Here is a 23,032-nt window from a genome sequence, read left to right on the forward strand (position 1 = left end):
CCCGATGTTCCGCTTCCTCCATTCGAGCGACCTTCACCTGGGCAAGCGATTCGGCAATTTCGCCGGCGACCTTCCCGGCCGGCTGCGCGAGGCGCGGCACGCGGTCATCGCCCGGCTGGCGCAGCACGCGCGCGAGCAGGGCGCCGACACCATCCTGCTGGCCGGCGATACTTTCGACACCGAGACGCCCGCACCGGAGGTGCGCCGGCAGGCGCTCGCCGAGATGCGCCACCACGCCCCGCTGCGCTGGGTGATCCTGCCGGGCAACCACGACAGTCTGCAGGCCGCGCCGCTCTGGGCCGCGCTCCGGGCCGAGGCGCCGGAGAACCTCGTCCTCGCCACCTCTCCCGCCCCGCTGGCGCTGGCACCCGACGTCTTCCTGCTCCCCGCACCCTGCACCACGCGCCGGCCGGGCCGCGACCTGACGGAATGGATGGACGGGGCCGCGACGCCCGAGGGCGCGCTGCGCCTCGGTCTCGCCCATGGCGCGATCCGCAGCTTCTCCGAGGACACCGCCGCCGGCGACGTGATCGCGCCGGACCGGGCGCAGCGGGCGGGCCTCGCCTATCTCGCGCTTGGTGACTGGCACGGCCCTCTCGAAATCGACGCCCGCACCCGCTACTGCGGCACGCCCGAGCCCGACCGCTTCAAGCATGAGGCCCCCGGCGCGGCGCTGCTGGTCGATCTCGCCGCCCCCGGCGCGCCGCCGCAGGTGACGCCGCTGCCCACGGCGAGCTTCGCCTGGCGCGCGCTGGCGCTCGATCTGCTGGAAGGCGACGCCGCGCTCCCGGCGCTGGAGGCGCAGCTTCCCGACCTGCGGGCGCGCCGCCAGACGCTCGCCCGCGTGGTGGCGCGCGGCCGTACCCGGCTGTCGGAACAGGCGGCGCTGGTGCGGGCGGTGGCGGAGGCGGCGCCCGATTTCGCGTTCCTCGCCCTCGACGAGACCGGGCTCGCCGTTGCCTGCGAGGTGGACGACCTCGACCGCATCGACCAGGGCGGGGCGCTGCGCGAGGCGGCGAATGCGCTGCTCGCCGAGGCGCGCGATCCCGCCCGCTCGGCCGGCGAGCGCGAGGTCGCCGGCGCGGCGCTGGCGCGGCTCTATTCCTACGCGCAGACGGTGCGTCCATGAAGATCGAGGCGCTGCGCCTGTTCAACGTCAAGCGTTTCGCCAATCGCGGCGTCGCCATCGAGGGCATCGGCGGCGGCGTGAACGTGCTGTGCGCGGCCAACGAGTTCGGCAAGTCGACCAGCTTCGAGGCGCTGCACGCGCTGTTCTTCCAGCCGCACTCCGGCACGCCGGGCGAGGTGCAGCGGCTGCGTCCCTACAGCGGCGGCAATCCGCTTGTGGAGGCTGACATCTCCACCGCCGAGGGCCGCTTCCGCCTCACCAAGCAGTATTATGGCGGGCGCTCGGCGCGCGTCGCCGACCTCACCACCGGGCGGCTGGTGGCGCAGGCCGACGAGGCGGAGAACTTCATCGCCGGCCTCATCCGTGGCGGCACGGCGGGCCCGGCGGGCCTGCTCTGGGTGCGGCAGGGCATCACCGGCATCGAGAAGCGCAGCAAAACGGAAGAGGACGGCGAGAAGCAGGTGCGCGCGAGCCTGCTGGAATCCGTGCAGGGCGAGGTCGAGGCCGTGACCGGCGGACGGCGCATGGCCGAGATCATGGCGGCCGTGCAGGAGGCGCTGTCCGAACTCGTCACCGCCACCGGCCGGCCGAAGACCGGCGGCCGCTACGCCGCAGCTATCGAGACGCGCGACAGGCTCGCCGCCGAGGAGCAGCGGCTGGCGGGCGACGTCCGCGCCCTGCGCGAGGCGCTGGATCGGCGCGCGGTCGCCGTCCGGCGGCGCGCCGAACTTGAGAACGCCGAGGAGCGGCAGGCGCGACGCGCCGCCGTCGAGACGGCGCAGGCCGCCTTCGACGCGGCGAAGGCGGGCGGCGAGGCGGTGAAGACCGTCGAGGCGGAACTCCGGCTGGCGCAGGAACGGCGGGACGCCGCCCGCGACCAGCGCGACGCCTTCCGCGAGGCCCTGGCGGCAGCGCGTGAGCAGGACGTCGCGCTGCGGGACGCCGCGCAGCAGCGCGAGGAGGCCGTGGCAAAGCGGCACGGCGCCATCGCGACCATCGAGCAGGCGCGGGCGGAGGATGACGCTGCGGAGGCGGCGGAGCGGGAGGCACGCGCCCTGCTGGCCCGCCTCGACGCCGCGATGAAGGCCCGCGCGGCGTGGGAACGGCGCGCCGCGCTCGCCCAGAGGCTGGCCGACGCCGAGCTCGCGCGTCAGGCGATAGAGGCCGCCGAGGCGCGACGGGCGGTCGAGGCGCTGCCCCCGGCGGCCATCGACGAGGTGCAGGCGCTCGAAATCGAGATCGCCAAGTTGCGTGCCGTCGAGGTGGCGGCGCGCCCGTCGGTGAGCGTTGCCTATGAGCCGGGCGCCCTCGTGCCCGTGACGATGGACGGCATGCCGCTGCGCGAGGGCGAGGAGCGCGGCTATGACGGGCAGGCGCAGCTTGTCGTTCCCGGCCTCGGCGCGATCACGCTGCGCGCCAACCGTGCCGCCCCTAATGACGACCGCCGGGAAAAGGCGGAAGCCCGGCGCCGCGCGCTCCTCGCGGCGATGGGGGTCGAGACTCTCGCCGCCGCCCGCGAAAGGCAGGTGCGGACCCAGCAGATCGACGCCGAGCTGCGCGAAGCGCAGGCACGCCTTGCCTTGCTGGCGCCCGAAGGGATTGCCCGGCTGCGGGAGGAGATGGCGGCGCAGGGCGCGGTGGACCCCGCGACGCTCGAACTGAAGGGCGACCCCGACGGGCTCGCCGCCTCGCTCGCCATGGCCGAGCGTCGGCGCGCCGAGGCGCGGCAGGCCTTGCGCGAGGCCGAACCCCGGCGGAGCCGCGCCGACGAGGCCTTCGTCCGGTCGGAGACGCTCCTCGCCTCGCTGAAGGCGGAGCGGGCGCAGGTGGAGGCGATTCTCGGTCCCCCCGAGGCGCGCGCCGCGCGCGAGCGCGCCCTGTCGGAGCGCCTCGACGCGCTTGAGAGGGTGTGCGTCGAGGCGCAGGCGCGGGCCGAGCGGCTGCGCGCGGTGGCGGGCGATCTTGAGACCGCCGGTGCGGCGCTGTCGCGCGCGCGCTCCGTCGAGGAGGCCGCCGAAAAGGAGCTGGCCGTGCTGCGCGAGAGCGTCGCCGCGCTAAACGCGGAGATCGGTGCGCGCAGCGACGAGGCGGTCGAGGAAGCCTGGGTCGAGGCCCGCGAGGCGCTGTCGGCGACCGAGACGCGCGTCGAGGCGTTCGCCGGCGAGGTGCGCGTGCTCCAGCGGCTGGCCGCCGCGCTGGAAGCTGCCCGCTCGCAAGCCCGCGACCTCTATCTCACGCCTGTGATGACCGAGCTGCGGCCGCTGCTCGCCCTGCTGTTCGACGACGTCTCGATCACCTTCGATGAGAAGACGCTGCTGCCGCAGAAAATCCTACGCAACGGCCATGAGGAGGATGTCGAGCGCCTCAGCGGGGGCATGCGCGAGCAGCTTTCGGTGCTCACCCGCCTTGCCTTCGCGCGCCTGCTCGCCCGCGACGGGCGGCCGGCGCCCGTCATACTGGACGATGCCCTCGTCTATTCCGACGACGACCGCATCGAGAAGATGTTCGACGCGCTCCACCGCCAGTCGCGCGACCAGCAGATCATCGTCTTCTCCTGCCGCCAGCGCGCTTTCCAGAGGCTTGGCGGGAACGTTCTGCAGATGACGGACTGGCAGCCCTAGACGCACGCGCCGGCCATCCCGCCGGGAAGATGGCCGGTCAGACCACTCTGCCCTGCGCTGCGCGCCCCTGAATTGAGGCGGCGTTTCGTCGATCTCTGCCCGCATTGAGCGATGCGGAGGTAAGAATTGCCGCCTGAGATTTCGGCGGAACATTTGGGTACCGTTCGACGTTCTCGCATTGTCCTAACGGAGGCGTTGTCGGTGCACGCGGCTCCGGATTTTCGTATAAGCTGGGCTTCTCCTTGTCTCCGGTCGGAGCGGGCGCGCCGCAATTTGCCCTCTCGATGGAAAAACGTCGACATGCGTAGACCGGACGCCGGGCAGATTGCGATAGCAATCACAGCTCTATTTTTTGCAATGAATGCGATTGTCTTCTATGTCAACGTTACATCGCTGTTTTATTTGAATATACGTATCAATGACACTCTGAGGACAGAGGCGGCAATATCGAGCGTGACGCAGGCCATGCTGGACGCCGAGACCGGCCAGCGCGGATTCCTGTTAACTTCCAATCGATTGTATCTCGCGCCCTATTTCAGGTCGCTGGGCGCGATCAATGCGGGTATGGCCCGCCTCACCAAGTCGATTGGAGATGATGCCCTGCAAAAAGACTTGCTCGATCACCTTAACATGCTGATCGAGCAAAAACTGTCGGAACTCGAAGAATCCATCAGCATCCACGAGAGGTACGGTGCCGAGGCGTCGAAGGAGTATGTCATTCGCAGCTCTGGCATTGCGACGATGGACGATCTCCGCGCGACGCTGCAGGCGATGTCGCGCCAGGAGGCGGTCGATCTTCAGGGCATACAGAGCCTCTATAACGGGCACCGGCAGTGGGCGATCATCGCCATGCTTGGCTTTTTCGCGACCTGCCTCGGCCTTATCGGCGGGTTGGTGGTGATGGCGCGGCGGGAAATCCATGCCCGGCGGCAGGCCGAAGAAGACCACAGCCGCTACGCCGCCACGATTGCCGAGAAAGCGGCCGAGATCGAAGCGGAGCGCAACGAGGTCGCCAGCCTGAACGAGATGGCCAGTTTCCTGCAGAGCTGCAACTCGGTGCGGGAACTCAGCGCGATGGTCGGCGGATTTCTGGCCCGCTCCTTTCCGGGCATGTCGGGCGGTCTCTATATTTTCGCTTCCTCGCGCAACAGGCTCGACCGGATCGCGCAGTTCGGCGGCGCCGACATAGCCGAGGCTGCGGCTCCGGACGCCTGCTGGGGACTTCGGCGCGGCGGCCCCCACAAATTCGCCGCAGGCACGGGAATCCCCCGCTGCGAACACCTTGAGGTCAGCAGCGGTCCGTGCAGCCTTTGCCACCCGCTGATCGCCCATGGCGAGACGGTCGGCCTGCTGACGCTGGAAGGTGCGGGGGAGGCCAAGGGCATGGACCGGCTCGCGTATGCGGCCAGCCAGCATCTCGCCCTCGCCATCGCCCTCGCCAATCTGCGGCTGCGCGACACGCTGAGGGAACAGTCGATACGCGACCCGCTCACCGGGGCCTTCAATCGTCGCTATTTCGATGCCGTCGCGGAGAAGGAGATCGCCCAGAGCCGCCGCTTCGACCGCCCGTTCGCGATCCTGATGATCGATATCGACAACTTCAAGCGCTACAACGACGTTCATGGCCATGCGGCGGGCGACGCCGTGCTGGTCGCCTTCTGCGAGTATCTGCGGACGCAGACACGCGCGAGCGACTGGCTGTTTCGCGTCGGTGGCGAGGAGTTCGCGCTGCTGCTGCGCGAGACCGACTGCAGGGCGGCCGAGCGCAAGGCCGAGCACCTGCGCGAAGGCATTGCCGCGCTGCGCGTCGAGGCGAACGGGACGGCGCTTCCGGCCATCACCGTCTCGATGGGAATTGCCCTGCCGCAAGCCGACGACGAGCGCTTCGAGGATGTCATGGCCCGTGCCGACAGGGCGCTCTACGCCTCGAAGACGTCCGGCCGGAACCGCGTGACGGTCGAGGCGGTCTAGCCGTCCGGTCCCGAGAGCGGGCGAGCCGGGACGTTCATCGGGACCGGTCGATGGCGGAGGGAGCGGGATTCGAACCCGCGATACGGTTTCCCGTATACACACTTTCCAGGCGTGCGCCTTCAACCACTCGGCCACCCCTCCGTCCGCGGGCTGGGCCCGGCGGCTTCGAGGCGCGTCCGGCCGGGGCGGGACGATCCGTCGAAGAGGCGCGGAATATAGCGAAGCGCGCCGTGCTGGCAAGACGCCGCGGGACGCCATCCTCAACTGCGGCGCATTCGCGTGTCGAGGCGCCCGCAAATGGCCTGCCGCACCTGCACGGGGAAGGCTGGCGGCGCAGTCCTACACGTGTGAGGGGCGCCGCCGTGCGTTGCAGGACGGAAGCCGCAGATCCCGTGTGGGCCGCTGCCGCCGCTTTCCGTCGCAGGGGGCTCGGCTGAGACGGACGGGAAAAGCGAACGCGGCCGGCGTTCAGGGCGCCGGCGGGGTGGTGCCGGTGATCGAGCAGGTGGCGCCGTCCGCCTTGGGGCCGAGCAGGTGCACCTGGTCCTGCCCCTTCTCGCCAGCGACGATGTTGAAGATGATCACCCCGGCCGAGCCGACCGGCTTGCCCTTGGCGGTGAAGGCGCACTGCACCCCGACCGAGCCGACCGTATTCGGCGTGTCGTTCACCACCGCCACGTTCAGCACGCTGCCGACATCGTTGGTGAACAGGTCGCCCTGCACGAGCTTGAGTCCGGCATCGTCGGCCAGCGCGGCACCCGCGCCGGAAAGCGGCGCGGCGAGAAGCGCGGCCAGAATCGTGGCGAGGAGGAAGGCGTGCTGTCGCGTCGGATACATGAAGGGCCCCGGCACGGTCCGGGGCGGCGCGCGGACCGTCTTACTGGCTGTGAGGTCGCCGCGCGCGGCAGCCTAGAGCAAGCGCGGGAAATGTCGAGCCGGGGCCGGCGGGCGAGGTCCCGGCATGCCTCGATGCCCTTGGCTTCGATTCGCGCAGGGCCATGGCGGCGCCGGTACCCCAGGTGAGGCTCGCCCGCGCCATGTCATGAAGCCGGGCGTGGGGGCGGCCTCTTCGGATTGCGGAGGTATAATCGCGCCGGCTTCGACGCGCCCCGCACTAAGATAGCCGGCTTCTCCGCCGCTCCGGAAAGCTTCCGGGCGGCTTCACGCGCGAACAACCATGGATATGTTCCGCACGGTTCGGTTCATCATGTCATCGTCCTGACATGGCGGCGTTTCTAAACGTAAATACATTCAAATAGTTACGTCTGGACAACGCTTCCGCCGACTGTATAGTCCGGCTGCGGGGATCGACGTCGGAGGGGAAGAATGGGTCCGAGCGCTTATCTGGCCGGTCGGCGTCGTATGACGGCGGGTCTCGCCGGGGTCGGGATGGCGGCCCTGCTGCTCGCGGCCTGCTCGGAGGAGAACAAATACGTCGCTCCTCCCCCGCCCAAGGTCACGGTGGCGGCGCCGCTCCAGCAGGAAGTGACGCGCTATCTCAACTTCACCGGCAACACCGCCTCGATCAACTCGATCGACCTGGTGGCCCGGGTGGAGGGCTTCCTCGACGCGATCGACTACAAGGACGGCTCGGTGGTCAAGAAGGGCGACCGGCTGTTCCTGATCCAGCAGGACACCTATCAGGCCGATCTCGACCAGGCGAAGGCGCAGCTCGCCTCGGCCCAGGCTCAGCTCACCAACAATCAGGCCGAGTATCAGCGCCAGTCGACGCTCGGCCAGCAGGACTTCTCCTCGCAGGCGACGGTCGACAAGGCGCGCGCCGCCATGGAGCAGGCGCAGGCCTCGGTCGATGCCGCCAAGGCCAATATCGAGATCGCCACCATCAATCTCGGCTACACCACGGTGACGGCGCCCTTCGACGGCATCGCCACCCGCCACCTTGCCGATGTCGGCCAGCTTGTCGGCCATGGCGAGCCGACCAAGCTCGCCACGCTGGTGCAGATGAACCCGATCTACGCCTATTTCAACATCGGCGAGAACGAGGTGCTGCGCATCAAGGATGCACTGGCGGCGCAGGGGCGCACCATCGAGCAGGTCAAGGAGATCGAGATCGATATCGGCCTGCAGAACGAGGGCGAGGACTACCCCCACAAGGGCAGGCTCGACTACGTGTCGCCGGAAGTCGATCCTGCGACCGGCACGCTGCTGGTGCGCGGCGTGTTCGACAACGCGAAGCTGGAGCTGCTGCCCGGGCTGTTCGTGCGGGTGCGCATCCCGGCGAAGAAGATCCCGGACGCCTACCTGGTGCCGGACACCGCCATCGGCTCGGCGCAGCAGGGCAAATATGTGCTGGTGGTCAACAAGGACAACGAGGTCGAGCAGAAGATCGTCACCACCGGCCAGCAGGTCGGCGAGCTGCGTGTGGTCGAGAGCGGCCTCGCGGCGGGCGACCGGGTGGTGATCGGCGGCATCCAGCGCGCCACGCCGGGCTCCAAGGTCGATCCGGTCGCCGGCTCGCTGGAGACGACGGCCGCGCCCGCCGCCTCCACCCCCGCAGCGGCGCCCGCCGCCTCCACCCCCGCAGCGGCGCCCGCCGGCACGGCTCCGGCGGCGGCTCCTGCGGCTCCGGCCAAGACCGGCAACTGAGTGCGTGAGCGCCGGCGCCGTGGGCGCCGGCCGGCCTGCCCGACCTGCGCTTTCCGAACGGCGCTTCCGATCTCCGCTTTCCAACGCCCGGCCCGTCCGAACCGAAGGCCCGTATCATGATCTCACGCTTCTTCATCGAACGGCCGGTTCTCGCCAACGTGCTGGCGCTCGTCTTCGTGCTGATCGGCAGCGTGGCGCTGCTCACGCTGCCGGTCGCGCAATATCCCAATGTGGTTCCGCCGACGATCCAGGTCACGACGCTCTATCCCGGCGCCAGCGCCCGCACGCTGGTCGACACGGTGGCGCTGCCCATCGAACAGCAGGTCAACGGCGTCGAGGGCATGCTCTACATGCAGTCGACGAGCGCCTCCGACGGCAGCTACACGCTGACCGTGACCTTCGCCATCGGCACCGATCCGAACATGGCGCAGGTGCTGGTGCAGAACCGCGTCGCCATCGCGCTCGCCTCGCTGCCGCAGGCGGTGCAGGTGCAGGGCGTGACGACGCAGATCAAGTCGACGGCGATCCTGCAGTTCGTGAACCTCTATTCGCCGGACGGGAGCTACGACAGCCTGTTCCTCGCCAATTACGGCGTCATCAACCTGCAGAACGAGATCGCCCGCCTCGACGGCGTGGGCAATGTCGCGGTGTTCGGGGCCGGCCAGTACGCGATGCGCGTCTGGCTGAACCCGGACGAGCTCCAGGCCCGCCAGCTCACCCCGCAGGATGTGGTCGACGCGATCCAGCAGCAGAGCCAGGAAGTGGCCTCCGGCGTCGTCGGCATGCCGCCGGTGCCGAAGGACCAGAACTTCCAGTTCACCCTGACGATGGACGGCCGGCTCAACGACGCCGCCGATTACGAGAACATCATCGTCAAGGTGTCGAACGCCGATGGCGGGCGCATTACAAGGCTGCGCGACGTGGCGCGGGTCGAGATCGGCGCGCAGACCTACAGCCAGATCTTCACCTATAACGACAAGCCGGCGGCGGCGCTGGGCATCTACCAGCTTCCCGAGGCGAACTCGCTCCAGGTGGCGACCGAGGTGCGCGCCAAGATGGAGCTGCTCGCCAAGAACTTCCCGCCCGGCCTCGCCTACGCCATTCCCTTCGACACCACCGTCTTCGTCAACGCCTCGGTCACCGAGGTTTACAAGACGCTGTTCGAGGCCGGCATCCTCGTGCTCATCGTCATCCTCGTCTTCCTGCAGGACTGGCGGGCGACGCTGGTGCCGGCGACCACCGTGCCGGTGACGATCATCGGCACCTTCGCGGCCATGGCGGCGATGGGCTTCACGGTGAACCTCTCGACGCTGTTCGCCATCGTCCTCGCCATCGGCATCGTGGTGGACGACGCCATCGTCATCGTCGAGGGCGTGGCGCGCCACATCGAGCGCGGCCTGCCCGGAAGGCTTGCCGCCGAGAAGGCGATGGACGAGCTGCTCGGCCCGATCATCGGCATCACGCTGGTGCTGATGGCGGTGTTCCTGCCGGCTGCCTTCATGCCCGGCCTTACCGGCCAGATGTACAAGCAATTCGCGCTGGTCATCGCCGCCACCGCCTTCATCTCGGCGATCAACGCCATGACGCTGAAGCCGACGCAGTGCGCGCTGTGGCTGCGCCCGCCGGTGCCGGAGGAGAAGCGCAACTTCTTCTACCGGGGCTTCAACGCCGTCTACAACAGGGCCGAGCACTGGTACGCCGGCCTGATCCACCACATGGTCAAGGCGAGCTACATCGTGGTCTCGGTCGGCCTCGTGCTGATCGGCCTCGCCATCTGGGGCATCACCCGGGTGCCGACCGGCTTCCTGCCGACCGAGGACCAGGGCTATGTGCTGATCGGCGCGCAGCTGCCCGACGCCGCCTCGCTGGGCCGCACCGCCGACGTGATGGACAAGATCTCCAAGATCGTCGGTGCCACGCCGGGCGTGAAGGACGTTATCGCCATTTCCGGCGTCTCGGTGCTCGACAACAACGCTACCCTGCCGAATGCCGGCGTCGCCTATGTCATGCTCCAGCCCTGGGACGAGCGCGACAAGGCCGGCCAGGGCCTGCTCTGGATGTACGAGACGCTGAACAAGCAGCTGGCGCAGATCGAGGAGGCCCGCACCTTCGTGCTGGTGCCGCCGGCGATCCAGGGCGTGGGCAACGCCTCCGGCTTCACCATGATGCTGCAGCAGAAGGACGGCAGCTTCGATTTCCCCGAGCTGCAGGGCGCGACGCAGCAGGTGGTGGCCAACGCCTCCACCCAGTCGGCGCTGCAGCGCCTGTCCACCTCGTTCCGCGCCAACGTTCCCCAGCTCTATCTCAAGATCGACCGCATCAAGGCGGAGACCCTCGGCGTCACGGTCGGGCAGGTGTTCTCCACCGTGCAGGGCTTCGTCGGGTCGAGCTACGTGACCCAGTTCAACGAGTTCGGCCAGACCTTCCAGGCCTATATCCAGGCCGAGGCCGATTTCCGGCGCACGCCGGAGGAAATCCTCAACCTGAAGATCCGCACGCCGGAAGGCGTCATGGTGCCGCTCGGCACGCTGGCCACGGTGGAGCCCTCGTTCGGACCGCCGCTGATCACGCTCTATAACCTCTATCCCGCGACCACGGTGCAGGGCGCGCCGGCCACCGGCTTCTCTTCCGGCCAGGCGCTGCAGATCATGGATCAGGTCGCCGACGCGACGTTGCCGCCGGGCATGGGCTATGACTGGACGGCCATGTCCTATCAGGAAGTGATCGTCGGCAACGAGGTCTATTACGTCTTCGGCCTCGCCATCCTGCTGGTCTACTTCGTCCTCGCCGGCCAGTACGAGAGCTGGATCCTGCCCTTCTCGGTGCTGCTCGCCGTGCCGCTGGCGCTGCTCGGCACCGTGGCGGCGCTGACCGGGCTCGGCGTCTCCAACAATCTCTACACGCAGATCGGCCTCATCCTGCTGATCGCCCTCTCGGCCAAGAACGCCATCCTCATCGTCGAGTTCGCGCGCGAAAAACGGGCGGAGGGCATGGAGATCATCGAGGCGGCGACCGAGGCCGCGCGGCTGCGTTTCCGGCCGATCCTGATGACCTCCTTCGCCTTCATTCTAGGCGTTCTGCCGCTGGTGCTCGCCACCGGCGCGGGTGCCGCCTCGCGCAAGTCGATCGGCATCGCCGTGTTCTCCGGCATGCTCGCCTCGACCTGCCTCGCCGTGCTGTTCGTGCCGTCCTTCTACACGGTGCTGCAGCGCTTCGAGGAATGGCGCACGCGCGGCAAGCCGGCTGCCGGCACGGTCGCTCCCGGCGCCCCGACGGCGGCGGGCTGAGCGCGCCGGGGCGGGCGGCGCCCGCCTCAATTCGCGCCGTGATGGCGCTTCTCTAGGCGCCCGCCATGGCGGCGGCGTCAGGGCCAGGGTGCCGCGCCGTGCCGCCTGCGGGTGGGCCTCCTGCGGCCGCGCCGCCAAAGGCCCATGCGGACAGTGTGGCGCGATTGCGGCACGATTCATGCGTTCTGTCGGACTGTTCCGTCCGGTCCGGCCCGTCTAGGATCGCCGGTGCCGGTGGTCTTCGGTCTTTCAGTTGGTGCCTATGACAATCTTCGCCAGCCTGCATCACGTCACGGCCTACAAGTACGACCGCCCGGTCGCGCTCGGCCCTCAGATCATCAGGCTGCGCCCGGCGCCGCATTGCCGCACGCCGGTGAAGAGCTACTCGCTCAAGGTCACGCCCTCGAACCATTTCGTGAACTGGCAACAGGACCCGTTCGGAAACTGGATGGCGCGCTTCGTCTTCCCGGAGAAGACGACGGAGTTCCGGGTCGAGGTCGACCTGATCGCCGACATGACGGTCTACAACCCGTTCGACTTCTTCATCGAGGAATATGCCGAGACGCTGCCCTTCGCCTACCCGCCCGAGCTCGCCAAGGAGCTGGTGCCCTATCTGGAGCAGGAGCAGGACGGCCCGCTGATCGACGCCTTCGTCGACGAGGTGCGCCCGGCCGACGGCGACAAGACGGTGGACTACCTCGTCAACCTCAACCAGATGCTTCAGCAGCGCGTCGGCTATCTCATCCGCATGGAGCCGGGCGTGCAGGCGCCCGACGAGACGCTCTCGCTCGCCTCCGGCTCGTGCCGCGATTCCGGCTGGCTGCTGGTTCAGGTGCTGCGCCGGCTCGGCTTCGCCGCCCGCTTCGTCTCCGGCTACCTGATCCAGCTCAAGCCGGATGTGAAGGCGCTCGACGGCCCGACCGGCACGGAGGTCGACTTCACGGACCTGCACGCCTGGTGCGAGGTCTATCTGCCCGGCGCCGGCTGGATCGGCTTCGACCCGACCTCCGGCCTGCTGTGCGGCGAGAGCCACCTGCCGCTCTGCGCCACGCCGAACCCGCAATCCGCCGCGCCGATCACCGGCGGCTTCACGGCGGAGGAGGGCACGACGACCACCTTCGACTTCGACATGCGGGTGACCCGTGTCGCCGAGAAGCCGCGCGTGACGTTGCCCTTCGCCGACGAGGCCTGGGCCGCGCTCGACGCGCTGGGCGACCGGGTCGACGCCGACCTCGCCGCGCAGGACGTGCGCCTCACCATGGGCGGCGAGCCGACCTTCATCTCCATCGACGACTACCAGAGCGCGGAGTGGAACACCTCCGCCGTCGGTCCCACCAAGCGCATCCGCGCCGACGACCTGATCCGCCGCCTGCGCCGGCGCTTCGCCCCCGGCGGCATGATGCATTACGGCCAGGGCAAGTGGTATCCGGGCGAGAGCCTGCCGCGCTGGACCTTCTCGCTCTACTGGCGCAAGGACGGCAAGCCGATCTGGCGCGACCCCGAACTCATCGCCAATGAAGGGCTGACCAGCGCCAATGTCGAGGACGCCCGCGTCTTCACCGAGGGACTGGCCGACCGGCTCGGCGTCGGCGCCGGCTTCGTCTCGCCCGCTTTCGAGGACCCCGCCCACTGGATCCTCAAGGAAGCGGACCTGCCCGACAATGTCGACCCGCTCGATTCCAAGCTGGAGGACCCTGAGGAGCGCTCGCGCATGGTGCGGGTGTTCGAGCGCGGGCTCGGCCGGCCGAGCGGCTATGTGCTGCCGGTGCAGCGCTGGCAGGCGCGCTCCTCGCGCGGCTGGGTGAGCGAGAAATGGCATTTCCGGCGCGGCAAGCTGTTCCTCGTGCCCGGCGATTCCCCGGTCGGCTTCCGCCTGCCGCTCGCCGCGCTGCCCTGGGTGCCGCCGGCGGCCTACCCCTATGTCAACCCGGCCGACCCGATGGCGATCTCCGGCGAACTGCCGGATGCCGAGACGCTGCACCAGCTCTACCGCCGCACCTCGGTCGAGGACGACAGCCAGCAGCGCGTCGACCAGGTGCTGACCGGCACCGGCTCGGTGCGCACCGCACTCGCCATCGAGCCGCGCAACGGCCGGCTCTGCGTGTTCATGCCGCCGACCGAGCGGCTGGAGGATTATCTGGAACTGCTCGCCGCGATCGAGGTCACGGCGGCCGAGCTCAAGCTGCCGGTGCATATCGAGGGCTATACCCCGCCGGTCGATCCGCGCCTGAACGTCATCCGCGTCGCCCCCGATCCGGGCGTGATCGAGGTGAACGTTCACCCGGCCTCGAACTGGAAGACCTGCGTCGAGATCACCCGCGACCTCTATGAGGAGGCGCGCCTTTCACGCCTCGGCACCGAGAAGTTCATGGTCGACGGGCGCCACACCGGCACGGGGGGCGGCAACCATGTGGTGGTCGGCGGCGCCATGCCGGCGGACAGCCCGTTCCTGCGCCGGCCCGACCTGCTCAAGAGCCTCATCACCTACTGGCAGCGCCATCCCTCGCTGTCCTATCTGTTCTCCGGCCTGTTCATCGGCCCGACCAGCCAGGCGCCGCGCGTCGACGAGGCCCGCCACGACGTGCTCTACGAGCTCGAAATCGCCATGGCGAACGTGCCGGCGCCCGGCAAGGGCCAGGCGCCGCCGCCCTGGCTGGTCGACCGGCTGTTCCGCAACCTGCTGACCGACGTCACCGGCAACACGCACCGCTCGGAAATCTGCATCGACAAGCTGTTCTCGCCGGACGGGCCGACCGGCCGGCTCGGCCTCGTCGAGTTCCGGTCCTTCGAGATGCCGCCGGACTGGCGCATGTCGCTCGCCCAGCAGCTGCTGCTGCGCGCGCTCATCGCGTGGTTCTGGCGCGAGCCGCAGGAAGGCCCGCTCGCCCGCTGGGGCACCGCGCTGGCCGACCGTTTCATGCTGCCGCACTTCGTGTGGGCCGACTTCAAGGACGTGCTGAACGATCTCGGCCGGGCCGGCTACGCGTTCGATCCGCTGTGGTTCGAGGCGCAGCGCGAGTTCCGCTTCCCCTATTTCGGGCAGGTCGAGCATGGCGGCGTGTCGCTGGAGCTGCGGCAGGCGCTGGAGCCCTGGCATGTGATGGGCGAAGAGGGCGCGGTCGGCGGCACGGTCCGTTTCGTCGATTCCTCGGTCGAGCGCCTGCAGGTGCGCGTCGAGGGGCTGAACCCGATCCGCCACATCGTGGCCTGCAACGGGCGGCGCCTGCCGCTGCTCGGTACCGGCCGCTTCGGCGAATATGTGGCGGGTGTGCGCTTCAAGGCGTGGCAGCCGGCCTCCGGCCTGCACCCGACGATTCCCGTGCACGCGCCGCTGACCTTCGATATTGTGGACCTGTGGTCGAACCGCTCGCTGGGCGGCTGCGTCTACCATGTCGCGCATCCGGGCGGCCGAAACTACGAAACATTTCCGGTGAATTCGTACGAGGCGCAGGCGCGACGTCTGGCGCGCTTCCAGGATTACGGCCACACTCCCGGCTACCTGTTCGTGCCGCCGGAAGAGGCGTCCGCCGAATTCCCGGCGACGCTCGACCTGCGCCGCCCGGCGCGGATCTGACGCGGCGCATGGCGAGCGCGTGCCAGAGGCCGCGGCCCGTGCGTGCGTTCACGCGCGCGCAGCCACGGACGTCGCGGGCAGGCGGAATGCGTTCCCTTTCGTCGGGCGCGCCGAGGAACGGACATGGCCGGACGCGGTGAGGCGAAGGCCCGGACCCGCCGCTTCGAGGAAGCGGCGGTCGAGGCACTGCTGGCGGATTACAAGCCCTTGCCCGGCGTGCACGACGAGCTCGTGGACGCGGAGGGGCGTCCGCGCGCGCACTGGACGCCGCTGCTCGCGGCGCTGGCCGAGATGGGGGCGGAGGAGGTGCAGCGCCGCTTCAGCGCCGCCGACCGCCACCTCTACCGTTCCGGCGTGTTCTACCGCGTCTATGACGACCCGAACGGCGGCGAGCGGCCCTGGCCGATCTCGCACCTGCCACTCGTCATCGACGCCACCGAATGGCAGGCGCTGGAGCGCGGGCTGATCCAGCGCGCGCAGCTCATGGAGTCTGTGCTTTCCGACGTCTACGGCGCCGGCCATCTATTGCGTTCGGGCGCGCTGCCGGCGGCGGCGGTGGCCGGAAGCCCGGATTTCCTGCGCCCCATGGTGGGCGTCGACCCCCATGGCGGCAGCTTCCTGAAGATCTACGCCGCCGATATCGGGCGCGGCCCGGACGGGCACTGGTGGGTGATCTCCGACCGCACCCAGTCGCCCTCCGGCGCGGGCTATGCACTGGAAAACCGCATCGCCATCGCCCGCGCCATGCCGGACCTCGCGCGCTCGCTGAACGTGCGACGGCTGGCCGGCTATTTCCAGGCGCTGCGCGCCGGCCTCACCCGGCTCGACCGCTCCGGCGAGGGGAGGGTGGGGCTGCTCACTCCGGGCCCGCTGAACGAGACCTATTTCGAGCACGCCTATCTCGCCCGCTATCTCGGCTTCGTGCTGCTGGAGGGCGACGATCTCACGGTGCGCGACAATGTGGTCTATGTCCGCACCGTCGCCGGGCTGAAGCGGGTCGACGTGCTGCTGCGCCGCCTCGACGCCGATTATGCCGACCCGCTGGAGCTGAACCCCGGCTCGCGGCTCGGCGTGCCCGGCCTCATGCAGGCCGTGCGCGCCGGCGGGGTGGCGCTGGCCAACGCGCTCGGCTCCGGCGTCGTCGAGGCTCCCGCCATGATGGGCTTCCTGCCCAAGCTCGGCATGCCCGTGCTCGGCGAGGCGCCGATCCTGCCCAACGTCGCGACCTGGTGGTGCGGCCAGGCGGCCGAGCGCGAGCGCGTGCTGGACGGTCTCGACGATCTCGTCATCGCCCCGGCCTTCCGCCGCACCCTGCCGGGCCTGCTCGACGAGGGCGCGGTGATCGGCGCCGATCTCGATCCCGCCCGTCGGGCCGCCGTCGAGACGGCGATCCGTACGCGCGGCGTCGACATTGTCGGCCAGGAGGCGGTGCGCATGTCGACCATGCCGGTCTGGCGCGAGGGCCGGCTGGAGCCGCACCCCTTCATCCTGCGCATCTTCGTGGCGGCGACGGAGTCGGGCTGGACGGTGATGCCCGGCGGCTTCGCCCGCGTTTCCGAGAGCCTCGACCCGCGCGCGGTGAGCATGCAGGGCGGCGGGCGCTCGGCGGATGTCTGGGTGCTCGACGCCGCTCCCGTCGAGCAGACGACGCTGCTGCCGGCCGCCGGCCATGTCGAGATCAAGCGCCAGACCGGGCCGCTGCCGAGCCGGGCGGCCGACAATTTCTTCTGGCTCGGGCGTTATGTGGAGCGCGCCGAATGCACGCTGCGCCTGCTGCGCACGCTGGCCGGCCGGCTGTCCTCGACCGCCGACGGGGGCGGCGGTTCGGTGCCCAAGCTGCTCGACCTGCTGCAATATTGGGGCGCCGCGCCGGACGACGTGACGCGCGTGCGGCCCGTCCGCCATGTGCTGGCCGCGCTGTCGCGGCGCGACCTGCCGGGCGCGCTGCCCAATCTCATCGAGGCGGCGCGCCACACCGCCTCGGTGATCCGCGACCGGCTGTCGCCGGATGCCTGGCGCACGCTGGCCGACCTCGCGCTGATGATGGACGAGCCCGTGCCGGCCACCAGCGCCGAGCCCGACGCCTATGAGCGCACCGACCGGGCGCTGCGCGCGCTCGCCGCCTTCTCCGGCCTCGCCTCGGAGAACATGAACCGGCTCGCCGGCTGGCATTTCCTCGATCTCGGCCGGCGCATCGAGCGCGCCATCGCCACCTGCCGCTTCGCCTCGACCCTGGTCGGCGAGACGCCCTCCGCCAGCGCGCTCGACGTGCTGCTGGAGCTGTGCGACAGCCAGATCACCTACCGCTCGCGTTATGTGATGGTGGAGAGTCGCGCGCCGGTGCTCGATCTCGTGCTGCTCGACCCGGTCAATCCGCGCTCGCTCGCCTTCCAGATCGAGGCCATCGTCGCCCATATCGCGGCGCTGCCCGGCCATGTCGGCGACGAGCCGCCCCCGCCCGAGGAGCGGCTCGCCGCCCGGCTTTCCGCCTCGATGAAGGCGTTCAGTGCCGCCGAATTCGACGATGCGCGGCTGTGGCAGGTCGAATCCGAGCTGATGGAGCTCTCCAACGACGTCGCCGAGCGCTACTTCATCCAGAACCAGCCGGTGGAGACGCCGTGGGAGCTTCTGGCGTGAAGTACGACATCCACCAGACCACGGCCTATGCCTACGACTCGCCGGTGCCGGTGGCGCGCCACGTCGTGCGCATGGCGCCGGTGGACCGGCCGAACCAGCGCGTCGTCGCCAGCCATTTCACGGTCGAGCCCGAGCCGGTGGAATGGACCGAGACGCGCGACTTCTTCGGCAACAAGGTCGTCCATATCCGCATCGAGACCGCGCATAAGAGCTTCACCGTGCGGACGCGTGCCCGCGTCGAGGTGGAGGAGCCGCCGCCCGTCGATGCCGAGAGCGGGCCGAGCTGGGAGGAGGTGCGCGAGGCGGCCGATGCCAGCGCCGACCTCTCCGGGGCCTCGCCGGCGCATCATCTGTTCCCGAGCCCGGCCGTGCCGCTGAGCGAGGACATCACGGCGTGGGCGGGGGAGAGCTTTCCGCCCGGCCGGCCCATGCTGGCCGGCGCCATCGACCTGATGAACCGGCTGCATGCCGAATTCACCTACGACCCGCGCGCCACCGACGTCTCGACGCCGCCGCTGGAGGCGTTCGGCATGCGGCGCGGCGTGTGCCAGGACTTCGCGCACATCATGATCGCCGGCCTGCGCGGGCTCGGCCTGCCGGCGGCCTATGTCTCCGGCTTCCTGCGCACCGAGCCGCCGCCCGGCCGGGAGCGCCTCCAGGGCGCCGATGCCACCCATGCCTGGGTATCGGTCTGGTGCGGCGAGGATATCGGCTGGCAGGGGCTGGACCCCACCAACGCGCTCATCGTCGCGACCGATCACGTGGTGCTGGCGGTCGGGCGCGACTACACCGACGTGGCGCCGATCGGCGGCGTGGTCTTCGGCTCGGGCGGGCAGGAGCTGACGGTGGAGGTCGACGTCATCCCGATCCCGCCGGAGAAGGAAGTGGCCGCGAAGGGATAGCGCGCGCCGGGCCGCCTCGCGGCCTGCGGGACAGAGGGCGCCGGGCGGGGTAGACAGGGGGACCGCGCCGTCCCGAATCGCTCCGCATGGACGCTTCATGACCGATACCGCCAATCCCCGTACCGCCCGCCCCGATGCGCCGCCTGCCCGCGAGGATGACGGCTTTCTCGCCAGCCTCGCGGTCTATCTGCGCCCGCGCGTGCTCATCGTCATCCTGCTCGGCTTCTCCTCCGGCCTGCCGCTGGCGCTGTCGGGAGCGACGCTGACCATCTGGATGGCCGAGGCGAAGGTGAACCTCGCCACCATCGGACTCTTCGCGCTGGTCGGCGTGCCCTATAATTTCAAGTTCGTCTGGGCCCCGCTGGTCGATGCGCTCGACGTGCCGCTGCTCGGGCGCTGGCTCGGCCGGCGGCGGGGCTGGCTGGTGTTCACCCAGCTCCTGCTCGCGGTCGCCATCGTCTGGCTCGGCTTCCAGGATCCGGTCACGGGGCCCTGGCACGTGGCGCTCGGCGCGCTGCTGGTGGCGGCGGCTTCGGCGACGCAGGACATCGTGGTCGACGCCTTCCGCGTCGAGAGCCTGGAGACCCGCGAACAGGCCGCCGGCATGGCCGGCTATGTCGCTGCCTACCGGGTCGGCATGCTGGCCTCGGGTGCCGGCGTGGTGCTGCTGGTGGCCTGGTTCGAGGTGCTCGGCGTGCCGCGCGCCGATGTGTGGCGCTGGGGCTATCTCGCCGCCGCCCTCATGGTCGGCGTCGGCCTCGTCGCCTCGCTGCTCGCGAAGGAGCCGGCGGGCGAGCCCGTCGTCAAGCACGAGGAGAACGTGCTCCGCCGCGTCGGCCAGACGGCGGTCGGGGCTTTCGGCGCCTTCCTGACCCGCAACAACGCGGTGGCGATCCTGCTGTTCGTGGTGCTGTTCAAGTTCTGCGATGCCTTCGCCGGCGCGCTGACCGGCGCCTTCGTCATCGACATCGGCTTCGATAAAGCGACCTATGCCGGCGTGGTGAAGGGCGTCGGCTTCGCGGCGGCGCTGATCGGCGGCTTCGCCGGCGGGGTGATCGCCCGCGCCCTGCCGCTCGCCACGGCGCTGTGGGTGGCGGGCATCCTCCAGATGCTGTCCAACCTCGCCTTTTCCTGGCAGGCGTGGATGGGGGTGGACGTCGCGGCGCTGACGGCGACCATCGTGATCGAGAACTTCACCGGCGCCATCGGCACGGTGATCTTCGTCGCCTACATCTCCGCGCTCTGCGGCGACCGCGCGCATACCGCGACCCAATACGCGCTGCTGACCGCGCTGGCCGCGGTGGGGCGCACCTTCCTCGCCTCCTCCGCCGGCTTCGTGGCGCAGGAGACGGGATGGATGGCGTTCTTCGCCGTGACCTCGCTGGCGGCGATCCCCGGCCTCGCCCTGCTCGGCTGGCTGCAGGCGCGCGGCCATTTCCGCGAGCTGGCGGCGACGAAAGCGTAGCGGGCGCGCCGAGCGGCACAGCTTCGCGGCGCGATCTTCAGAAGCTCGTGCGCGCCCGGATCGCCGCCGCCAGCGTGCCCTCGTCGAGATAGTCGAGCTCGCCGCCGACCGGCACACCATGGGCGAGCCGCGTGACCTTCACGCCGCAATCGCGCAGGAGTTCGGTGACGTAATGGGCGGTGGTCTGCCCGTCCACCGTGGCGCCCAGCGCCAGCAGCACCTCCTTGACGGTGCCGCCGTGCACGCGCGCCACCAGCGTCTTGAGGTTCAGCTCGTCCGGCCCGATGCCGTCGAGCGGCGAGAGCGTGCCGCCGAGCACGTGGTACTTCGCGTTCAGCGCCCCCGCCCGCTCCAGCGCCCAGAGGTCGGAGACGTCGGCGACGACGACCAGAAGCGTCTCGTCGCGCGTCTCGTCGATGCACACCGAGCAGGGGTCGCGCACGTCGAGATTGCCGCAGACGCGGCAGGTCGAGACCTTGCCGAGCACCTCCCCGAACGCGCCCGCCAGCGGCGCCATGAGCTGCTCGCGCTTCTTGATGAGGTGCAGCGCCGCCCGCCGCGCCGAGCGCGGGCCGAGGCCCGGCACACGGGCGAGCAACTGGATCAGGCGTTCGATCTCGGGACCGGCGACGGAGCGGGGCATGGGCATCCTCGGAGCCGGCGGAAGGGTGCACCGGCGGTGTCGCTCCCGGTCTAGCGCAGCGCGCGCCGCCGCGCCAAGGCCGCGTGAGCGCGCGGCGATGGCGGGCGATCACATCGGCGGTGAGCGGGTCCGGTTTTGCTCGACACTGCGGGAGGGGGTTGATACCCCGGAACGACAACAATGACACAGACGGGAGGACCGATGCCGATGACGAGAGCCGCCTTTTCCGCCGCGCCGCTGGCCCTTCTCGGCCTCGCGCTGACAGCGATGCCGGCACTGGCGGCGGAAGGTGGCATAGACGGCGCGACGCTGCCGCTTATCTGGGGCATTCCCTTCGTCGGCATGCTGCTCTCCATCGCCGTCATCCCGCTTCTGGCGGGCCATTTCTGGCATCACCATTACGGCAAGGTCGCGCTGTTCTGGGGGCTGGCCTTCCTCGTGCCCTTCATCGCCGTCTTCGGCGCGGGACTGACCGTCTACGAGGTCGCGCACGCCGCGCTGCTGGAATACATCCCGTTCATCATCCTCCTGTTCTCGCTGTTCACCATCTCCGGCGGCATCCTGCTGACCGGCAATCTGCACGGCAGCCCGGGGGTGAACACGGCGCTGCTCGCCATCGGCACGGTGCTCGCCAGCGTCATCGGCACCACGGGCGCCTCCATGGTGCTGATCCGCCCGCTGCTGCGCGCCAATGACGAGCGGCGTCACAATGTCCACACCGTCATCTTCTTCATCTTCCTCGTCTCGAACATCGGCGGCTCGCTGACCCCGCTCGGCGATCCCCCGCTCTTCCTCGGCTTCCTCAAGGGCGTGTCCTTCTTCTGGACCACGGAGCATCTGTTCCACGACACGGCGCTGATCGCGGCCATCCTGCTCGTCGTGTTCTACCTGCTGGACCGCCATTTCTACGCCAAGGAGGAGAACCTGCCGCACAAGCCCGACCCGACGCCGGACACCGAGCGGCTGGGCCTGCGCGGGCTGCGCAACATCCCGCTGCTGGCCGGCGTCATCGCCGCGATCCTGATGAGCGCGCTGTGGCAGCCGGGCATCGAATTCGACATCCTCGGCACCCATGTGCCGCTGCCGTCCATCGCCCGCGACGTGGCGCTGCTGGTGCTGGCCTACATCTCGATCCGCATCACGCCGGCCTTCATCCGCGAGCGCAACGGCTTCGACTGGGAGCCGATCCGCGAGGTGGCCAAGCTCTTCGCGGCGATCTTCCTCACCATCATCCCGGTCATCGCCATCCTCAAGGCGGGGGCGAGCGGTGCGCTGTCGCCGCTGGTGGCGCTGGTGACGGACGAGGCCGGCGGGCCGGTGAATGCCGGCTATTTCTGGATGACCGGCCTGCTTTCCGGCTTCCTCGACAACGCGCCGACCTATCTCGTCTTCTTCAACCTCGCCGGCGGCGACGCGCAGGAGCTGATGGCGAAATACGCGGTGACGCTGGAGGCGATCTCGGCCGGCGCCGTGTTCATGGGCGCGCTCACCTATATCGGCAACGCGCCGAATTTCATGGTGCTGGCCATCGCCAAAAGCCGCGGCGTCGCCATGCCGAGCTTCTTCGGCTACATGGCGTGGTCGGGCCTGTTCCTGCTGCCCTGCTTCGCGCTGCTGACCTGGCTGTATTTCCTGTAGGCGCTCACGTCGCCGGGCGCGCGGCGTCGAGCCCGGCGAAGCGGGTGCGGAACCAGTCGTTCACCATCGCCTTCTCGAAGCGCAGCGGCTCGGTGGAGCGGATCGCCACCGGGTCCATGAGGTAGTTCATCGCGCGCAGCGTCTCCTCGCCGCGCACGATGACCTTGCCGCCCCGGCGCAGCGTGTAGCGCAGCGTCATCGAGGGCCATGTGTCCTGCCGCATGACGCGCAATTCGCCGGTGCGCGCGCGCACTGGGTCGATCTTGCCGGCGAGATCGACGTCGAGCACCGCGACGTCGATCTCGTAGCCCGCCGGCAGCCGCTTGGCGGCGGCGTTGCGGAAGATGCGCTCCAGCCCTTCCAGCGTCAGGCGCTGGTCGACCGGCCCCCAGCCGAGATTGCCGTCCCGGTAGTTCTGTGGCGCCACGAAGGTGACGGCGCCCGCCGCCTGCGCGGCCGGCGCCAGAAGCAGGACAGCGCCGAGGATGAGTCCGGCGCGGGCGCGGCGGGCAGCACGGGCGGGCATGTCTTCCTCCACAGCTTTCGGCGAGCGGGAAC

Annotated in this window: 13 protein-coding genes and 1 tRNA gene; 10 read left to right on the plus strand and 4 right to left on the minus strand. The window is 69.7% G+C overall.

Annotation, left to right across the window (positions count from 1 at the left end):
• The first annotated feature begins 4 nt into the window (after window positions 1-4).
• From MWN33_RS03770 to MWN33_RS03780, 3 genes are all read left to right on the plus strand, one after another.
• On the plus strand, window positions 5-1,129 hold the full coding sequence (locus MWN33_RS03770) for a metallophosphoesterase family protein (RefSeq protein WP_247198889.1): 1,125 nt from the start codon (window positions 5-7) through the stop codon (window positions 1,127-1,129).
• Window positions 1,126-3,750 (plus strand): AAA family ATPase, encoded by a 2,625-nt coding sequence (locus MWN33_RS03775; protein WP_247198891.1) that lies wholly within the window; start codon window positions 1,126-1,128, stop codon window positions 3,748-3,750. Before MWN33_RS03770 ends, MWN33_RS03775 begins: the two co-directional genes overlap by 4 nt.
• Window positions 3,751-4,050: 300 nt before the next feature.
• Window positions 4,051-5,721, plus strand: coding sequence for a diguanylate cyclase (locus MWN33_RS03780; RefSeq protein ID WP_247198893.1), 1,671 nt, complete (start codon window positions 4,051-4,053; stop codon window positions 5,719-5,721).
• A gap of 51 nt (window positions 5,722-5,772) precedes the next feature.
• On the opposite strand, the gene MWN33_RS03785 is transcribed toward MWN33_RS03780, so the two are convergent.
• Both MWN33_RS03785 and MWN33_RS03790 read right to left on the minus strand, forming a co-directional pair.
• A tRNA-Ser gene (locus tag MWN33_RS03785) sits at window positions 5,773-5,862 on the minus strand.
• 327 nt (window positions 5,863-6,189) lie between these two features.
• On the minus strand, window positions 6,190-6,558 hold the full coding sequence (locus MWN33_RS03790) for a hypothetical protein (protein ID WP_247198895.1): 369 nt from the start codon (window positions 6,556-6,558) through the stop codon (window positions 6,190-6,192).
• A 489-nt stretch (window positions 6,559-7,047) separates the two neighbouring features.
• On the opposite strand from MWN33_RS03790, the gene MWN33_RS03795 reads away from it, so the two are divergent.
• The 6 genes from MWN33_RS03795 to MWN33_RS03820 all read left to right on the plus strand — a co-directional run bounded on the left by MWN33_RS03795 (window position 7,048) and on the right by MWN33_RS03820 (window position 20,193).
• Complete coding sequence (locus MWN33_RS03795) at window positions 7,048-8,328, plus strand: efflux RND transporter periplasmic adaptor subunit (RefSeq protein ID WP_486187714.1); 1,281 nt, start codon at window positions 7,048-7,050, stop codon at window positions 8,326-8,328.
• 116 nt (window positions 8,329-8,444) lie between these two features.
• On the plus strand, window positions 8,445-11,615 hold the full coding sequence (locus tag MWN33_RS03800; RefSeq protein WP_247198897.1) for an efflux RND transporter permease subunit: 3,171 nt from the start codon (window positions 8,445-8,447) through the stop codon (window positions 11,613-11,615).
• 262 nt (window positions 11,616-11,877) lie between these two features.
• A complete protein-coding gene (locus MWN33_RS03805; RefSeq protein WP_247198899.1) occupies window positions 11,878-15,189 on the plus strand; it encodes a transglutaminase family protein in 3,312 nt (1,103 codons plus the stop codon).
• Window positions 15,190-15,312: 123 nt separating this feature from the next.
• Window positions 15,313-17,826 (plus strand): circularly permuted type 2 ATP-grasp protein, encoded by a 2,514-nt coding sequence (locus MWN33_RS03810; protein ID WP_247198901.1) that lies wholly within the window; start codon window positions 15,313-15,315, stop codon window positions 17,824-17,826.
• Window positions 17,823-18,728 carry a transglutaminase family protein gene (locus MWN33_RS03815; RefSeq protein WP_247198903.1) on the plus strand — a complete coding sequence of 302 codons (906 nt, stop codon included), beginning with the start codon at window positions 17,823-17,825 and terminating at the stop codon, window positions 18,726-18,728. Before MWN33_RS03810 ends, MWN33_RS03815 begins: the two co-directional genes overlap by 4 nt.
• A 97-nt stretch (window positions 18,729-18,825) precedes the next feature.
• The gene (locus MWN33_RS03820; protein ID WP_247198905.1) at window positions 18,826-20,193 is read left to right on the plus strand and encodes an AmpG family muropeptide MFS transporter; all 1,368 of its coding nucleotides are present in this window, start codon (window positions 18,826-18,828) and stop codon (window positions 20,191-20,193) included.
• A gap of 37 nt (window positions 20,194-20,230) precedes the next feature.
• Here the strand turns inward: MWN33_RS03820 and recR are convergent, their stop codons facing one another.
• Entirely contained in the window at window positions 20,231-20,836 is a 606-nt protein-coding gene (gene recR, locus MWN33_RS03825; protein ID WP_247198907.1) for a recombination mediator RecR, read from the minus strand.
• A gap of 207 nt (window positions 20,837-21,043) precedes the next feature.
• On the opposite strand from recR, the gene MWN33_RS03830 reads away from it, so the two are divergent.
• Complete coding sequence (locus MWN33_RS03830; RefSeq protein ID WP_247198909.1) at window positions 21,044-22,474, plus strand: sodium:proton antiporter; 1,431 nt, start codon at window positions 21,044-21,046, stop codon at window positions 22,472-22,474.
• Window positions 22,475-22,478: 4 nt separating this feature from the next.
• Here MWN33_RS03830 and MWN33_RS03835 read toward each other — a convergent pair whose 3' ends face one another.
• Window positions 22,479-23,000, minus strand: coding sequence for a DUF3016 domain-containing protein (locus tag MWN33_RS03835; protein WP_247198911.1), 522 nt, complete (start codon window positions 22,998-23,000; stop codon window positions 22,479-22,481).
• Window positions 23,001-23,032: the final 32 nt, after the last annotated feature.

It is taken from the genome of Ancylobacter koreensis, assembly GCF_023016525.1.
GTDB classification, from domain to species: Bacteria; Pseudomonadota; Alphaproteobacteria; order Rhizobiales; family Xanthobacteraceae; genus Ancylobacter; species Ancylobacter koreensis.

Bases quoted from the DNA above. Each gene is read 5' to 3' on its own strand.
- MWN33_RS03770 (WP_247198889.1), top strand. From the start codon at position 5: ATGTTCCGCTTCCTCCATTCGAGCGACCTTCACCTGGGCAAGCGATTC.
- MWN33_RS03775 (WP_247198891.1), top strand. From the start codon at position 1,126: ATGAAGATCGAGGCGCTGCGCCTGTTCAACGTCAAGCGTTTCGCCAAT.
- MWN33_RS03780 (WP_247198893.1), top strand. From the start codon at position 4,051: ATGCGTAGACCGGACGCCGGGCAGATTGCGATAGCAATCACAGCTCTA.
- MWN33_RS03790 (WP_247198895.1), bottom strand. From the start codon at position 6,558: ATGTATCCGACGCGACAGCACGCCTTCCTCCTCGCCACGATTCTGGCC.
- MWN33_RS03795 (WP_486187714.1), top strand. From the start codon at position 7,048: ATGGGTCCGAGCGCTTATCTGGCCGGTCGGCGTCGTATGACGGCGGGT.
- MWN33_RS03800 (WP_247198897.1), top strand. From the start codon at position 8,445: ATGATCTCACGCTTCTTCATCGAACGGCCGGTTCTCGCCAACGTGCTG.
- MWN33_RS03805 (WP_247198899.1), top strand. From the start codon at position 11,878: ATGACAATCTTCGCCAGCCTGCATCACGTCACGGCCTACAAGTACGAC.
- MWN33_RS03810 (WP_247198901.1), top strand. From the start codon at position 15,313: ATGGCCGGACGCGGTGAGGCGAAGGCCCGGACCCGCCGCTTCGAGGAA.
- MWN33_RS03820 (WP_247198905.1), top strand. From the start codon at position 18,826: ATGACCGATACCGCCAATCCCCGTACCGCCCGCCCCGATGCGCCGCCT.
- recR (WP_247198907.1), bottom strand. From the start codon at position 20,836: ATGCCCCGCTCCGTCGCCGGTCCCGAGATCGAACGCCTGATCCAGTTG.
- MWN33_RS03830 (WP_247198909.1), top strand. From the start codon at position 21,044: ATGACGAGAGCCGCCTTTTCCGCCGCGCCGCTGGCCCTTCTCGGCCTC.
- MWN33_RS03835 (WP_247198911.1), bottom strand. From the start codon at position 23,000: ATGCCCGCCCGTGCTGCCCGCCGCGCCCGCGCCGGACTCATCCTCGGC.